General features: G+C 65.9%; 16 protein-coding genes. 4 read left to right on the forward strand and 12 right to left on the reverse strand.

Features of this window, described 5'->3' with window-relative positions; all coding sequences use genetic code 11:
• Positions 1–7: 7 nt before the first annotated feature.
• Complete coding sequence (locus NK214_RS00420; RefSeq protein ID WP_227106486.1) at positions 8–754, reverse strand: TlyA family RNA methyltransferase; 747 nt, start codon at positions 752–754, stop codon at positions 8–10.
• Positions 755–927: 173 nt separating this feature from the next.
• On the opposite strand from NK214_RS00420, the gene NK214_RS00425 reads away from it, so the two are divergent.
• Both NK214_RS00425 and NK214_RS00430 read left to right on the forward strand, forming a co-directional pair.
• Positions 928–1,569: a YceH family protein gene (locus NK214_RS00425; RefSeq protein WP_107797836.1), complete on the forward strand. Its 642-nt coding sequence runs from the start codon at positions 928–930 to the stop codon at positions 1,567–1,569.
• 91 nt (positions 1,570–1,660) lie between these two features.
• Positions 1,661–2,197: a YfaZ family outer membrane protein gene (locus NK214_RS00430; RefSeq protein WP_107797835.1), complete on the forward strand. Its 537-nt coding sequence runs from the start codon at positions 1,661–1,663 to the stop codon at positions 2,195–2,197.
• A gap of 58 nt (positions 2,198–2,255) precedes the next feature.
• Here NK214_RS00430 and NK214_RS00435 read toward each other — a convergent pair whose 3' ends face one another.
• Positions 2,256–2,627, reverse strand: a complete 372-nt coding sequence (locus NK214_RS00435; RefSeq protein ID WP_253313512.1) for a cupin domain-containing protein — start codon at positions 2,625–2,627, stop codon at positions 2,256–2,258.
• A 69-nt stretch (positions 2,628–2,696) separates the two neighbouring features.
• A complete protein-coding gene (locus NK214_RS00440) occupies positions 2,697–3,869 on the reverse strand; it encodes an MFS transporter (protein ID WP_253313513.1) in 1,173 nt (390 codons plus the stop codon).
• 94 nt (positions 3,870–3,963) lie between these two features.
• On the opposite strand from NK214_RS00440, the gene NK214_RS00445 reads away from it, so the two are divergent.
• Positions 3,964–4,740 (forward strand): helix-turn-helix domain-containing protein, encoded by a 777-nt coding sequence (locus NK214_RS00445; RefSeq protein ID WP_253313514.1) that lies wholly within the window; start codon positions 3,964–3,966, stop codon positions 4,738–4,740.
• A gap of 26 nt (positions 4,741–4,766) precedes the next feature.
• On the opposite strand, the gene NK214_RS00450 is transcribed toward NK214_RS00445, so the two are convergent.
• The 5 genes from NK214_RS00450 to dsdA all read right to left on the reverse strand — a co-directional run bounded on the left by NK214_RS00450 (position 4,767) and on the right by dsdA (position 10,077).
• Complete coding sequence (locus NK214_RS00450) at positions 4,767–6,785, reverse strand: M13 family metallopeptidase (RefSeq protein WP_253313515.1); 2,019 nt, start codon at positions 6,783–6,785, stop codon at positions 4,767–4,769.
• A gap of 191 nt (positions 6,786–6,976) precedes the next feature.
• Positions 6,977–7,180 carry a glutathione S-transferase C-terminal domain-containing protein gene (locus tag NK214_RS00455; protein ID WP_253313516.1) on the reverse strand — a complete coding sequence of 68 codons (204 nt, stop codon included), beginning with the start codon at positions 7,178–7,180 and terminating at the stop codon, positions 6,977–6,979.
• Complete coding sequence (locus NK214_RS00460) at positions 7,149–7,679, reverse strand: glutathione S-transferase N-terminal domain-containing protein (protein WP_253313517.1); 531 nt, start codon at positions 7,677–7,679, stop codon at positions 7,149–7,151. Before NK214_RS00460 ends, NK214_RS00455 begins: the two co-directional genes overlap by 32 nt.
• A 98-nt stretch (positions 7,680–7,777) precedes the next feature.
• A complete protein-coding gene (dsdC, locus tag NK214_RS00465) occupies positions 7,778–8,704 on the reverse strand; it encodes a DNA-binding transcriptional regulator DsdC (RefSeq protein WP_253313518.1) in 927 nt (308 codons plus the stop codon).
• A gap of 14 nt (positions 8,705–8,718) precedes the next feature.
• On the reverse strand, positions 8,719–10,077 hold the full coding sequence (gene dsdA, locus NK214_RS00470) for a D-serine ammonia-lyase (protein ID WP_253313519.1): 1,359 nt from the start codon (positions 10,075–10,077) through the stop codon (positions 8,719–8,721).
• A 169-nt stretch (positions 10,078–10,246) separates the two neighbouring features.
• Between dsdA and NK214_RS00475 the strand changes: the two genes are divergently transcribed.
• Positions 10,247–11,200 (forward strand): bile acid:sodium symporter, encoded by a 954-nt coding sequence (locus NK214_RS00475; protein ID WP_253313520.1) that lies wholly within the window; start codon positions 10,247–10,249, stop codon positions 11,198–11,200.
• Between the two features lie 34 nt (positions 11,201–11,234).
• Here the strand turns inward: NK214_RS00475 and moaC are convergent, their stop codons facing one another.
• From moaC to ftsZ, 4 genes are all read right to left on the reverse strand, one after another.
• The gene (gene moaC / locus NK214_RS00480) at positions 11,235–11,714 is read right to left on the reverse strand and encodes a cyclic pyranopterin monophosphate synthase MoaC (protein ID WP_253313521.1); all 480 of its coding nucleotides are present in this window, start codon (positions 11,712–11,714) and stop codon (positions 11,235–11,237) included.
• Between the two features lie 167 nt (positions 11,715–11,881).
• Positions 11,882–12,064, reverse strand: a complete 183-nt coding sequence (locus NK214_RS00485) for a hypothetical protein (protein WP_019102328.1) — start codon at positions 12,062–12,064, stop codon at positions 11,882–11,884.
• A 2-nt stretch (positions 12,065–12,066) separates the two neighbouring features.
• Positions 12,067–12,978, reverse strand: coding sequence for a UDP-3-O-acyl-N-acetylglucosamine deacetylase (gene lpxC / locus NK214_RS00490; protein WP_199225982.1), 912 nt, complete (start codon positions 12,976–12,978; stop codon positions 12,067–12,069).
• Between the two features lie 111 nt (positions 12,979–13,089).
• The gene (gene ftsZ, locus NK214_RS00495) at positions 13,090–14,280 is read right to left on the reverse strand and encodes a cell division protein FtsZ (RefSeq protein WP_039755403.1); all 1,191 of its coding nucleotides are present in this window, start codon (positions 14,278–14,280) and stop codon (positions 13,090–13,092) included.
• Between the last annotated feature and the right edge of the window lie 85 nt (positions 14,281–14,365).

Here is a 14,365-nt window from a genome sequence, read left to right on the forward strand (position 1 = left end):
GCGCCGCTCAGCGCTTGCGCGCGTAGATGAAGAACTCGCGGTTGCCGTCGCCGCCGGTGATCGGACTGTCGAACCACTTCAGCAGCTCAAAGCCCTGCTCCCGCACCGCTTCGCTGATCTTGTCCCGCACGCGCGGGTACAGGCTCTCGTCGCGTACGATGCCGCCCCTGGCCAAACCTTCGCGCCCCACCTCGAACTGCGGCTTCACCAGGCTGAGCAGGTGACCGCCGGGACGGATCAAGGGCAGCGCCGAGGGCAGCACCAAGGTCAGCGAAATGAAGGACACGTCGCACACCATCAGGTCGAAAGGCAAACCCTCGTTGGCCGCCAACAGGGCCGCATGGTCCAGCGCCCTGGCGTTCACCCCTTCGAAATAACGCAGGCGCGCGTCCGTCCGCAGCCGCGGATGCAATTGATCGTGCCCCACGTCCACGCCCACCACTCGCCGCGCGCCCTGCTGCAGCAGGCAGTCGCTGAAACCGCCGGTGGACTGGCCCACGTCCAGCGCCAGCGCGTCGCGCGGGTCCAGGCCGGACGACTCCAGCGCGCCCAGCATTTTCAAGCCGCCGCGCGACACGAAACGATCGGATGGATCGGCGGCGATATCGAAGCGGCTGCCCGGCGCGCATTTCTGGCTGGGCTTGCTCACCGGCGCGCCGTCGCAACGGACGCGCCCCGCGGCGATCAGATTCTGCGCCGCCGTGCGCGAAGCCGCCAGGCCCAGTTCCACCAGCAACACGTCCACTCGCGTCATCGCACCCTCCCCACCATCGACAAAAACCGCACAGCGTGGCAAGCGCGCCGGCCGCTGTCAAGCCAAGACCATGATCTCACCGTGCGTAGGGCCCGCCAACCGCGCTAGAATCGCTAAATGCCAATCCGGCCAGCCGTCGCCCCCGGCGTCGGCAGCCTCAAGCGGAGACATGGATGGATACACATCAACTGGAAGCGCATGAAGTGCGCGTGCTGGGCGCCCTGGTGGAAAAACAGGCGCTGACCCCGGACGCCTACCCGATGACCTTGAACGGCCTGGCCTCGGCCTGCAACCAGCTGACCAGCCGCGAACCGGTGATGCAGCTGTCCGAAGCGGACATCAGCGCGGCGCTGGACAGCCTGATCGCCAAGAAGCTGGCGAGCGAGCGGCTGCCGGCCGGCAGCCGGGTGGCCAAATACGAGCACAGGCTCAATTACGAATGGAATATCGAAGGCGCGCGGCTGGCGGCGCTGGCCCTGCTGATGTTGCGCGGACCGCAAACCTCGGCGGAAATCCGCACCCGTTCCGGCCGCATCTACGGCTTCAGCGGCGTGGAGGAAGTGGAAACCGCTCTCAACGCGCTGGCCGACAAATACCCGCCGCTGGTGCTGAAGCTGGAGCGCCAGCCCGGCGAGCGCGAGGCGCGCTGGGCCCATCTGCTCAGCGGCGAGCCGCAATCGCTGCCGGCCGCCGGCGACAACGGCTGCGGCGTGATCGAGGTGGGCATCGCCGGCCGCGTCGCCGCCTTGGAAGCGGAAGTGGCCGCCCTCAAAACCCGGCTGCTGGAGCTGGAGAATTTGCTGGCCAGTGAATAATTCACACTCGAATATTTGGCGGCTCGCCGAACTTGTTACTTAAAAAGCGGTCACTTCCCTTGTTGTCTAACTCACCCAAGAGAAGTGACCCATGAAAACTCTGCATCTGAGCGCCGCCGCCGCGCTGCTCGCCCTGACCGCGGCCGCCCACGCCGCCGATTACAGCTTTATCGCCGGCAAGGACTTCCAGCAATTCAGCCGCACCCCGCAGGGCCTGGGCCTGGGGCTTTCCATCGACTACCTGAACAGCGACCACAAGGGCAACGCCGGCGGCGCCGGCCTGGAGTTCGCGATTCCGCTGGGCCCGGTCACCCTGGCCGGCGGCGGCAAGCTGATGGGCCTGAACCCGGACAGCGGTTCCGGCACCGCCGCCTTGCTCGGCGGCCGCGCCAACATCCAGCTGGCGCCCAAGCTCAGCCTCTACGGCCAGGCCTATTACGCCGGCGACAGCATGGCCAGCGGCAGCGTCAAGAACGTCAGCGACCTGGCCGCCGGCGTGCGCTGGAACCCCATTGGACCGTTCACCGTGGAAGCCGGCTATCGCTACTTCGACATCGAGCGCAAGGACAACAACCGCAATCGCCGTCTTGCCGACGGCATGTATATCGGCGCCGGCTTCACCTTTTAAGCCCGGCCCGCCGCCACGAAAAACAGCCCCGCAATGCGGGGCTGCTGCTTGTCGCGGCTCACTCGGCGTGTCGCGCTTCGAACACCGCGTAAGTCTTGCACGCCGGCTCCAGCACCTGCCAAGTGCCGACGAAGCCCGCGGGGATCACGAAGTGATCGCCCTGCTTCAACTCCACGCTGTTCCCGGCCTCGTCGCTGACCTTCACTCGTCCTTGCAACAGCGTGCAGAACTCGTGTTCGCTGTAGCGCACTTTCCAGCAGCCCAGCCCGCCGCTCCAGATGCCGACGTGGAACTGCCCGCTGGGATCGGAATAATGGTTGGCCACGCTTTGCCGGCATTCGCCGGCGACGCGGCGATCCTCGGCCGCCACAAACGATTCCAACGCCACGTCGTGACGCTGGAACACAATGATATCGCTGACCTGTTTCATCGCTCTGCTCTCCATGGCTGTTTGAAATTTTCAACACAATGCCATGAAGCAGACAGAATATTCAACTCCCTACCGATTCAATCGCCGCGCCGCCGGCCACATCGCCGCGCACAGCAGCGCCATGACCATGGGCTGGTACAAGACATACGGCTGATAAGCCGCGCCAAGCAAACCCAGACCGCCGGCGATCAGCAGGTAGTACATCAGGCCCAATAAGGCGCCGGCCGTGCCCTGCACTTGGCGGTAATCCCGCAGGGCCCCCGCCAGCAGCGGCGGAATCGCGCAGCCGAAGGCCGCGGAAATCGCCAGTTGGCTGAGCAACAGCACGCCGACGGCCGCGGCCGGCGGCAGACCCGGCCAGCCGCTGAGCAACTGCACCAGGGCCGCCGCGCCGGCGGCCATCAAGGCCAGGCGCGGCAAGCGTTCCGCGCCGCCTCGCGCCGCCAACCGGCGATTGACCGCGCCACCGAACAGGCCGCCGGCGGCCACCAGCAAACCGCTGAGGCCGAACAACCAGGCCGGCATGCCCAGCAATTGCAGCGTGAACGGGGCCAGCGTGTAAAAGCCGAACAACAGCAGATTGAAGCCGGCCACCAGCCATACCGTGGCCAGCACCCGCGGATCTCGCGCCATCCTGGCCGCCACCGCGCCCAAGGCCGCCGGCGGCGGCAGGTCCGCCGGCCGGGTTTCGCCGGCCAGCTTCCAGGACAACAGCAGCAACAGCGCCGCCAAGCCGCACAAGGCGGCGAACACGCCCTGATGACCGAAACCGGCCACCAGCACGGCGCCCAGCGGCGGGCCCAAGGCCGGCGACAGCGACAACACCGCGCTGACGGTGGCGAACACCGTCAGCAAGGCCGGGCCTTGATAGCGGTCGCGCAACATGGTCTGCACCACCACCGAACCCGCGCTGGCGCCGAAGGCCAGTAATAGCCTGGCCAGCAGCAGCGCGGCGAAATCGCGGCTCATCACCGCCAATACCGCGCCCGCGCCGTAACAGGCCAAGGCGGCCAGCAAGGCCGGCCGCCGTCCGTATAGATCGGCCAGCCGGCCCCAGCACACCACGCCGAAGGCGAAAGCCAGAAAGTAGACGCTCATCGTCAACTGCGCCTGACCGGCGCTGACATGGTAAGCCTGGGCGATCTCGGTCAAGGCCGGCGCGTAAATGGTTTCACTCAATTGCGGGAAACCCAGCAATACAATCAGCAGCGCCAGCGGCGCCGCCCGGATCGCGGTTTTCATTTTGTCCTCCTAAAAACAACGAACAGGGATTGTAGGAGGATGAAGGCACGCCTATTATCGATGGATAGCCACAAAACATTGAGAATCGGACAAGATGCCGCGCTACCTGCCCGCCGCGGCGCCGGACCCGGACCAGCTCGCCGATCCCATCGTCGGCATGGCCATAGACGCGCCGGCGCCGCATGACTCCGGCCTGCACCGCCATCGCCGCGCGCAACTGATGTACGCGGTCAGCGGCGTGCTGCAAATCCGCATCGGCCACACCCGCTGCGTGCTGCCGCCGACAATGGCCGCCTGGATTCCCTCGGGCCTGTGGCATCAGGCCGAAACCGGCAAGCCTTTCGCCTATCGCAGCCTGTACTTCGATCCGGTCGTCTATCCCGCGCTGCCGCGGCGGCCGCAGATCATCGCCGTCAGCCCGCTGTTGCGCGAGTTGATCGTGCGGGTGGCGGAATGGCCGCTGTCGCCGTTGGAGCCGGCACAGCAGCGGCTGGTGGAGGTGTTGCTGGACGAGGCCGGCCGCGCGCCGGAGCAGGCGCTAAGCCTGCCGCTGCCGCAAGACCGGCGGCTGCTGCGCATTGCCGAGCAGCTATTGCAGCAGCCCGGCGACGAGGCCACGTTGGAGCATCTGGCCGCCCAGGCCGGCGCAAGCGCCCGCACCGTCAACCGGTTGTTCCAGCAACAGACCGGGCTCAGCTTCAGCGCCTGGCGGCGGCAATTGAAAATGATGGAGGCCAGCCGACTGTTGGCCGAGGGGGAAAGCGTCAGCCGGGTGGCGGCGGAACTGGGCTATGCGCAGGACAGCGCCTTCATCGCCATGTTCCGCCGCCATGCCGGACTTACGCCCGGCCAGCTCAAACGCTCAGTCTGAGAACCGGTTTACGATCTGGGAATGGCTCACCACCACAAATGGAAGCGCTGCTTGGGCGACAAATACATCTTGTCGCCCGGCTTGACGCCGAAGGCCTGGTAGAACCGCTCCATATTGCTGGCGGTGCCGATGGGCCGCCACAGGTCCGGCGTGTGCGGGTCCGACACCAGCTGTTTGAGCGTGGCTTCGTCGCGGCTCTTGCTGCGCCAGGATTGGGCGAAGGCGATGAAGAAACGCTGGTCGCCGCTCATGCCGTCCAGCACCGGCGCGTCCTTGCCGGCGAGCGCCAGATGATAGGCCTTGTAGGCCACTTCCAGGCCGGCGTTGTCGGCGATGTTCTCGCCCAGGGTCAGTTCGCCGTTGACATGGTGGCCGGGCACCGGCTGGTAGCGGCCGTATTGCTTGACCAGCTTGCGCGTGGCCGCCTTGAAGCGCGCCTTGTCGCTGGCGGTCCACCAGTTGCGCATATTGCCGTCGCCGTCGAACTGGCTGCCCTGGTCGTCGAAACCATGACTGATTTCGTGGCCTATGGTGGCGCCTATGCTGCCGTAGTTGACCGCCGGATCGAAGCCGGGATCGAAATACGGCGCCTGCAGGATGGCCGCCGGGAACACGATCTCGTTATTAGCCGGATTGTAATAGGCGTTCACCGTCTGCGGCGTCATGCTCCATTCCTTGCGATCCACCGGCTGACCCAGCTTGCCGCTCATATAGCGGTAGTTGAACACTGCGATGCGCCGCACATTGCCGGCCAGATCGTCCGGCGCCAGCTGCAGGCCGCCGTAATCGCGCCACTTGTCCGGATAGCCTATCTTCAGCGTGTACTTGGACAGCTTGATATGGGCCTGGCGCTTGGTGGCGGCGCTCATCCAATCCAGGGTGTCGATGGACTGGTCGTAGGCCTGCAGCAGATTGCGCACCAGTTCGTCGGCCTGGCGCTTGGCCTCCGGCGTGAAATAACGCGCCACATAGAGTTTGCCCAGCGCTTCGCCCAGGCCGCTTTCCACCATGCCCACGCCGCGTTTCCAGCGCGGGCGGTTCTGTTTGCGACCTTCCAGGGTCTTGCCGTAGAAGTCGAAGTGGGCGTCGACGAAGGCCGGCGTCAGGCTGGGCGCGTAAGCGTCCAGCGTGCGCGCCAGCAGGTAGTTGCGCAGCGTGGACGCGGGCGCGGCCCGCAAGAGCGGCGCCAGCTTGCTCAGATAGCCGGGCTGGTCCAGATTCAACTGCTTGGCGGCGTCCAGGCCGGCGTCGGCCAGCAAGGCCGGCCAATCGTAGCCGGGCTGCCGGCGCGCCAACTCGGCCAGGCTCAGCTTGTTGTAGGTTTTCTGGATGTCGCGGTTCTCGACATTGGTCCACTGGATTTTCGCCAGCCGGGTCTCGAAAGCCAGCACGTCGCGGGCGCGGCTTTGCGGCTGGTCCAGTTCCGCCAGCGCGAACAGCCGCTCCAGATAACTCAAATAGGCCTTACGCGCGGCGGCGAAGTCGGCGGACTTGCCCAGATAGTAGTCCTGGTCCATCGCCAGACCGGATTGGCCGACGCCGGCCAGGTAGGCGGCGGAATCCTTGGGGTCCTGGCTCACATAGAAGCGGAACGGCGTATCCACCGGCTGATCCTGCAGGCGGCCCATATAGCGGACCGCCTCCGCCGCCGAGCCCAGGCCGGCCACGGCCCGCAGCGATTCGCGCAGCGGCTCCAGCCCGCGCCGAGCAATGGCATCCTCATCCATGAAGCTGCGATACAGCGCGGCGATCTGCCCCGCCTCGGCATCCGTCCCCTGCCCGGCCTGTTCGATCAACTGGCGCAGCCGTTCCAGATTGCGGTCCGCCAAGGCCTCCGCCACGCCCGCCGAGGAACGCTCGGCCGGAATCACCGTGCGCTGGATCCAGCGGCCATTGGCGTGCAGCGACAGATTGTCCTGTACTCTCACCGCCGGATCGATGCCGTTCAAATCAATGCCGTAACGGCCGTAATCCAGGCCGCCGTCCGCCCAGGCGCCGGCCGCGCACAGCAAGGCCGCCAAGGGCAGCAGTCTGCTCATCTTCATGTTTTCCCCTTTGTTTTTGTCTTAGAACGTGTTTACGCTCTCGCGAGCTAAGGCGAGACAAGGCGAAAACGGCTGAGAAAACAGAATGTACACGTGGTACATGAGCATCTTGAGCTTGTCCTCACCGAGCAACGCTTCACGACGCGCAACAGATCGTAAACAGGTTCTTACTGCGGCGCGACCCAGCCGGCCTATCCACTGTAAAACTCGGCCCTCAGTCTTTCCGCGTAGGCCGCCAGATTCGGCCGCGCCGCCACCAGCGCCCGCGACGGGGTTTCCCCCATCGCGTCGGTCAAGGCGCCGCTGACGAAGGCGTAAACGCTGGCGTCTATCCAGGTGGCGGTCTCGCCCATGAAATAGGGCTTATCGCCCAGCAGAGCCGACAGCGCCGCCACGTCCGCCTCCAGCAGCCGCAAGCGCTCCGCCGCGCTGAAACGGCCCATGCCCTGCCCCCATAAGATTGGCGCGCACCTTGCGCCGCACCAGCGTCGTCACCAAGCCGCGCAGCAAGGCCGGCACGCCTTTGAAAAACACGCTGGGCCCGCGCGCGAAGTGTTCGTCCACCATCCAGCGTTCATGCACGATGCCCCAGTAGAAATGATCGCCCAGCATGCAGTCCACGCTCCAGGCCAGCGCCTTCTGCGCCTCGCTGAGACCAGCGTCCAGCGTGAGGCCGTGCTTGTCCGCCAGATGCAGGCGGATCAGCGTGGAGTCCGCCACGATCTGGCCGTCGTCGTCGATATAAGGCAGCTTGCCCTTGGGCGCCTTACGCATATCGCCGCGCACGCGGCGGTAGGACAGGCCCGACAGCTTCAGCAGCAGGTCCGCCTTCATCACGAAGGGGCTGGGGTCCACCAAGCCCATGGCTGGGCCGAACTGATACAGGGTGATCATCAAGCGCCTCCCGCGGCAGACATGACATTGAACTGAAGCAGACTAGCACGCCGCCGGGAAGGCGCGCGAGAGGGCGGGCGCGAAAAGGGGAAGGACGCCTAATCCGCCGCGCAAGCCCGCAGCCAGTCCATCACCGCCCACACCCGCGGCGACGGCGCTTGCGGCGCGCGCACCAGGTAATAAGCCTGCGGCCCCAGCGGTTGAAACGGCCCCAGCGGCAGCATCAGTTCGCCGCGTTCCAGCTGCCGCTGCACCAAGCGACGCCGACCCAGCGCCACGCCGGCGTGATGCGCGGCCGCCTGCGCGCATAGGTCGGAACGGTCGAAGCTGATGCCCCGCGGCGGCAAGGCCACGTTCTGCCGCCGCGCCCACTCCCGCCATTCGGCGTCGTGAGCCGCCCGTTCCCAGGCCTGGGCGTCGTGCAGCAGCAGGCATGCGGCCAGGGCCGCCGGATTGTCGCGCAGACCGTGCCGCTCCGCGTACTCCGGGCTGCACACCGGCGCCACCTGCTCGTCCATCAGACGCTGCGCGTCCAGGCCGGGAAACTCGCCGGCCGAGTAATACAGCGCCAGGTCTATGTTCCAGGCGCGGAAGTCCACCATCTCGTTGCCGCTGCGGATGTCCAGCGCAATGCGCGGATAGCGCGCGGCGAAATCCGCCAGCCGCGGCGCCAGCCAGCATTGCGCCAGCGAGGGCCGCGCATACAGGGCCACCGCGCCGGCCGGCTCGGCGTCGTCCTGCGGATTCAGCGCCGCCTCCAGCTGAGCCTGACCGGCCAGCCAGGCCTGATAGATGCGTTCTCCGTCCTCGCTCAGCCTCAGGCTGCGGGTCAGCCGCAGGAACAGGCGGGTGCCCAGCGCCCGTTCCAGCCGGGCGATGCGATGGCTGACCGCGCTAGCGCTCAGGCACAGTTCCTCGGCGGCGCGGGCGAAGCTCAGATGCCGCGCCGCCGCCGCGAAGGTGTGCAGATTGGACCATTGCGCGCCGTCCAGCCGGACGCCGGCGCGCGGGGGAAGATTCAGCATATCGCCAGCATCGTTCACGCCGACAGCCGCCGCCGGCCTTCCGCCAGATAGGCGTCCATTTCCGCCGGCGGCACCATGCCGCCGCCGGTGCCCCACACCAGATGGCTGGCGCGCGACAGCCGCTCCGCGCTCAAGCCCGTCCGCTGGCGGTAACCCTGGGTCTCGCTCAACACCCGCAGCGGCCCCGGCATGCCGGCCAGCGCCGACGGCTCCAGCCGCAAGCCCTGCTCGCGCTCCAGCATGGCCAGCAAGCGGTAAAGCTCGCCATCGTCCACCGTGTAATAGCCGTCTATCAGCCGCTGCATCGCGCGCCCGACGAAGCCGGACGGTCGGCCCACCGCCAGGCCGTCGGCGGCGGTCAGATTGTCGATGCCGAAATCCTGCACCGCCACCTCATCATGCAGCCCGGTGTAAACGCCCAGCAGCATGCAGGGCGCGTGGGTGGGTTCGGCGAACAGGCAATGCACGGCGTCGCCGAAAGCCAGCTTGAGGCCGAAAGCGACCCCGCCCGGCCCGCCGCCGACACCGCAGGGCAGATACACCAGCAGCGGATGTTCGGCGTCCACCCGGACGCCCTGCTCCGCCAATTGGCCGCGCAGACGCTCCGCCGCCACCGCGTAACCAAGGAATAGATTGACTGAATTCTCGTCGTCGACGAAATGACAGCGCGGATCGGACGCCGCCTGTTTGCGGCCTTCGGCCACCGCCACGCTGTAATCGGACGGATACTCGACCACCTCGACCCCATGGCTGCGCAGCAAGTCCTTCTTCCACTGCCGCGCGTCCGCCGACATATGCACGCTGGCCTGGAAGCCCAGCTTGGCGCTGATGATGCCGATGGACAGGCCCAGGTTGCCGGTGGAGCCCACCGCCACCCGGTAGCCGCCGAAGAAGGCCCGCGCCTCGGCGCTGTCCAGTCCGGCGTAGTCGTCCCCCTCCCGCAGCAAGCCATGACTCAGCGCCAAGCTTTCCGCGTGCTTCAATACCTCGTAAATGCCGCCGCGCGCCTTGATGGAGCCGGAAATCGGCAGCAGATTGTCCGCCTTCAGCCACAGGCCGCCGCCGTCCGCCAACCCGGCCTCGGCCCATAAGGCCGCGCGCATCGCCGGCAGCGGCAGCAGCGGCGATTCGATGATGCCGCCGCTGGCGGCCGCGTCCGGAAACACCCGCGCCAGATAGGGCGCGAAGCGGCGCAAGCGCGCATCGGCGTCCGCGACGTCGGCCCGGCTCAGGCCCACGTCGGCCAGCGCTTCCGCCGCCGGCGCCAGCGCGGGGTTGAACCAGCTCAAAGGCTGCAAGGCCATCAAGGGCGTCAATAAGGGGTGGCTGGCCTGCCAGTCGGCCACGGTCTTGCCGGCAATCGTCGCTTGCATCGCGCGCTCCATGGAATCGAAGACCCGATTAAACCGCGCCGCGCCGCCGCTGGCAAAAGACGATTGCGCAGCCGACGGCTGACACTGGATCAGCCATGCGCGCGCGGACTTGCCAGACACCGGGGCGCATCGCCTATGATGGGCGCATCGTCCGCCGCCAGGAGTCGCCGTGCTCGCCACAATCACCCGTCTGTTCCCGCTATGGGCCTTGCTGCTGTCCGCCGTCGCTTACCAGCGGCCGGCGGCGTTCACCCCGCTGCTGCCGCATACAGGTCTGCTGCTGGCGGTGATCATGTTCGCGATGGGACTGACGCTGACGCTGGACGATTTCAAACGGGTGCTGAGCCGGCCGGCGCCGGTGCTGGCCGGACTGGGCCTGCACTATCTGGTGATGCCGCTGGCGGCCTGGGCGCTGGCGCGGCTGTTCCAGATGCCGCCGCAGCTGGCCATCGGCATGATTCTGGTGGGCAGCGTCGCCAGCGGCACCGCGTCCAATGTGATCATCTATCTATCGCGCGGCGACGTGGCGCTGTCGGTCACCATTTCCTCGCTGTCGACGCTGGTTGGGGTGATAGCCACGCCGCTGCTGACCCGGCTGTACGTGGACGCGGCGATCAAAGTGGAAGTGGCGGCGATGTTGCTGAGCATTCTGCAGATCGTCATCCTGCCGATAGGCCTGGGTCTGCTGGCGCATCGCTTCTTCGCGCCCCAGGTCCGCCGGCTGGAGCCGCTGCTGCCGCTGTTGTCGATGCTGGCCATCGTCGCGCTGATCGCCGCCATCGTCGCCGGCAGCAAGAACCATATCGCCGCGGTGGGCGGGCTGACCATTCTGGCGGTGATGCTGCACAACGCCATCGGCCTGTTGGGCGGGTATTGGGGAGGACGCTTGCTGGGCTTCGACGAATCGGTGTGCCGCACGCTGGCGATCGAGGTGGGCATGCAGAACTCCGGCCTGGCCGCCCAGCTGGGCAAGGCCTACTTCAGCCCGCTCGCGGCCTTGCCCGGCGCGCTGTTCTCAGTCTGGCACAATATTTCCGGCTCGCTCTTGGCCGGCTATTGGCGGGACAAGCCCGCCGAGCGGGGGCGTCAAGCGTCGCGGGCCGGCGCGCAGCAAAGCTTGTAACGACGCATGACGCGGCTTGCAAAACCGAGCAGGATCAGCCTTCCACCCGCCAATGCCCGCTCTTGCCGCCCTCTTTCTCCAGCAGCCGCACACCGTCGATGACCATGCCGCGGTCCACCGCCTTGCACATATCGTAAATGGTCAGCAGGCCGACGTTGGCCGCGGTCAGCGCCTCCATCTCCACCCCGGTCTGGCCGCTGCACTCAGCGGTGACCTCGATGCGCACGGCGTTGTCGGCCTCCAGCAGTTCGAAGTCCACCGCCACCCGGGTCAGCGCGATCGGGTGGCAGAGCGGAATCAGGTCCGCGGCCTTCTTGGACGCCATGATGGCGGCGATGCGGGCGATGCCGAGCACATCGCCTTTTTTATGGCCGCCGTCCTTCACCAGCGCGAAGGTGGCGGGCAGCATGCGGATGCAGCCTTCGGCCACCGCGCGACGGCGGCTGTGCGCCTTGGCGCCGACGTCGACCATATGGGCCTGGCCGCCGGCGTCGAAATGAGTCAATTTTGACATGGGTTCATTACTCCTCCGGCCCGCTTAGAACCTGTTCGAAGTCTGCTGCGCTTCAGCGATACGGCGTTAAAAACCAGCTCAAAATGCTCATGTACCACTCGTACATTCCGCTTTTTCGCTCGTTTTCGCCTTGTCTCGCCCTTGCTCGCAAGACCTTGAACAGGCTCTTAGGACAGCAGCCGGTAAATCAGCCAGAAGGCGCTGACCAGCACTACCAGGCCGCCGCTCCAGCGGGCGATGCGGCCGAGATAGCGCAGGTAGAGCGGATTGCGGGTCAATAGGTAACAGACGCCTGCCCAGCCCAGCAGCAGGATGGTGACGAGCAGCCACAGGCGCCAGAAACCAAACACCGCTAGGCCACCTCCGGCAGCCGGTGGAAACTGGACGGCGCGTCCAGCGGGTCGTCGTAGCTGACGTATTCCCAGGCTTCCGGCGTCTCCAGCAGCTTGCGCAACAGCTTGTTGTTCATCGCGTGGCCGGATTTGTGGCCGGAAAAGGCGGCGATCAACGGGTGGCCGATGATGTAGAGGTCGCCGATGGCGTCCAGGATTTTGTGGCGAACGAATTCGTCCGGGAAACGCAGGCCTTCCGGATTCAGCACGTATTCGTCGTCGATGACGATGGCGTTGTCCAGGCTGCCGCCGCGGCCCAGGCCGTGGTTGCGCATGTACTCCACCTCGTGCATGAAGCCGAAGGTGCGCGCGCGGCTGATCTCGTCGGTATAGGAATGACGCGCGAAATCCACCGCCACCGTCTGCGGCGCCAGATTGAAGGCCGGATGGTTGAAGTCTATGGACAGGGTGACCTTGAAGCCCTCGTGCGGCTCCAGCTTCACCCACACGCCGCGCTCTTCCACGGCCACCGTCTGGGTGACGCGGATGAAGCGCTTTTTGGCGTGCTGCTCGACCACGCCCGCGGTCTGCAACAGGTAAATGAAAGGGGCGGCGGATCCGTCCATGATGGGGATCTCCGCCGCCGTGACCTCAATCACGAGGTTGTCGATGCCAAAGCCCGCCAGGGCCGACATCAAATGCTCGATCGTGCCGACACGCACGCCGGTGTCTGTCACCAGCGTGGAGGAGAGTCGCGTGTCGTTGACGAGCGATGGATCCACTTTCACCGTCACCGGCTCGGGCAAGTCGGTGCGGCGAAAGACGATCCCGGTGTCGGGCGCGGCCGGCAGCAGGGTGAGCTTCACCCGCTCGCCGGAGTGCAAACCCACACCCGTGGCGCTTATCGCTTGTTTCAGCGTGCGCTGCAATATCATGTCGGGCTTCTCGAACGAATGGGAATGCCCGATTCTAGCACAGTCAAAAACCGCACTTTATTGATTGATTTGCAGTATTAAATAGCTTTCTTCTATAGCGGCTCCGCCTCAGTCCGCCTGCTTGCGCAGGAAGGCCGGGATGTCGTAGCTTTCGCTCACTTCCGGGTTGGAGAAGTCCATGGACGGCGCGGCGCGGCGACGGCCCTGGCGCATGATGGCCGGGGTGTCGAAGTCGTCGTAGCTGACCACTTCCACCGCGCGGTCGTCGGTGCCGGTCTTGACGATCTTGATGTATTCCGGACGCTCCTCGGTATTGCGCGCGGTCTTTTTCTGACCCAGGCCGGTGGCGATCAAGGTCACGCGGATGGTGTCTTCCGGCATGTCTTCCACTTCGGCGGTGCCGAACTTGATCTGCGCGTCTTCGTCCGCGTACTGACGCACGATGCCCATGATTTCGCGATACTCGCTCATCTTCAGGCAGCCAGGCGCGGTGGAGATGTTGACCAGCACGCCGCGCGCGCCTTCCAGCGTGATGTTGTCCAGCAACGGGCTGGCCACGGCCTGTTCGGCGGCCACGCGAGCGCGGTCGATGCCGGAGGCGTAGGCGGAACCCATCATCGCCAGGCCCATTTCGCTCATCACGGTGCGCACGTCGGCAAAGTCGACGTTGATCAGGCCCGGGCAAGTGATCACCTCGGCGATGCCGGCCACCGCGCCCTTGAGCACATCGTCGGCGGCGCGGAAGGCTTCGCGCATGGTCACATCGTCGCCCAGCACTTCCATCAGTTTTTCATTGGGGATCACGATCAGCGAATCGACGTGCTTTTTCAGATCCTCGATGCCGTTCTGCGCCACTTTCATGCGCTTGCCTTCGTGCTCGAACGGCCGGGTGACCACGCCCACGGTCAGGATGCCCATTTCCTTGGCCACTTCGGCCACCACGGGCGCCGCGCCGGTGCCGGTGCCGCCGCCCATGCCGGCGGTGACGAACACCATATTGGAGCCGCGCAGCATCTCGGCGATGCGTTCGCGGTCTTCCAGCGCCGCGCTGCGGCCCACTTCCGGATTGGCGCCCGCGCCCAGGCCGCGGGTCAGATTGTTGCCCAGCTGCAGCTTCTGCGGCGATTTGTTGCGCAGCAGCGACTGAGCGTCGGTGTTGGCGCAGATGAACTCCACGCCGTGCACATTGCCGTCGATCATATTGTCGATGGCGTTGCAACCGCCGCCGCCGACGCCGATGACTTTGATGATCGCCACATTGGCGGTTTCTTGCATAACTTCAAAGACCATTCCGCTCATTTTCCTCTCCTCAATAAAGATGAGCTACCGACTTCATATACATCTGCCCGATCGCTATCGTGGCCAGCGAGTGCGCCGGCCGCGT

It is taken from the genome of Chromobacterium sp. S0633 (assembly GCF_024158805.1).
Taxonomy (GTDB): domain Bacteria; phylum Pseudomonadota; class Gammaproteobacteria; order Burkholderiales; family Chromobacteriaceae; genus Chromobacterium.

Coding starts and splice junctions, on each gene's coding strand:
- NK214_RS00420 (WP_227106486.1), bottom strand. CDS start 754: ATGACGCGAGTGGACGTGTTGCTGGTGGAACTGGGCCTGGCGGCTTCG.
- NK214_RS00425 (WP_107797836.1), top strand. CDS start 928: ATGGATACACATCAACTGGAAGCGCATGAAGTGCGCGTGCTGGGCGCC.
- NK214_RS00430 (WP_107797835.1), top strand. CDS start 1,661: ATGAAAACTCTGCATCTGAGCGCCGCCGCCGCGCTGCTCGCCCTGACC.
- NK214_RS00435 (WP_253313512.1), bottom strand. CDS start 2,627: ATGAAACAGGTCAGCGATATCATTGTGTTCCAGCGTCACGACGTGGCG.
- NK214_RS00440 (WP_253313513.1), bottom strand. CDS start 3,869: ATGAAAACCGCGATCCGGGCGGCGCCGCTGGCGCTGCTGATTGTATTG.
- NK214_RS00445 (WP_253313514.1), top strand. CDS start 3,964: ATGCCGCGCTACCTGCCCGCCGCGGCGCCGGACCCGGACCAGCTCGCC.
- NK214_RS00450 (WP_253313515.1), bottom strand. CDS start 6,785: ATGAAGATGAGCAGACTGCTGCCCTTGGCGGCCTTGCTGTGCGCGGCC.
- NK214_RS00460 (WP_253313517.1), bottom strand. CDS start 7,679: ATGATCACCCTGTATCAGTTCGGCCCAGCCATGGGCTTGGTGGACCCC.
- dsdC (WP_253313518.1), bottom strand. CDS start 8,704: ATGCTGAATCTTCCCCCGCGCGCCGGCGTCCGGCTGGACGGCGCGCAA.
- dsdA (WP_253313519.1), bottom strand. CDS start 10,077: ATGCAAGCGACGATTGCCGGCAAGACCGTGGCCGACTGGCAGGCCAGC.
- moaC (WP_253313521.1), bottom strand. CDS start 11,714: ATGTCAAAATTGACTCATTTCGACGCCGGCGGCCAGGCCCATATGGTC.
- ftsZ (WP_039755403.1), bottom strand. CDS start 14,280: ATGAGCGGAATGGTCTTTGAAGTTATGCAAGAAACCGCCAATGTGGCG.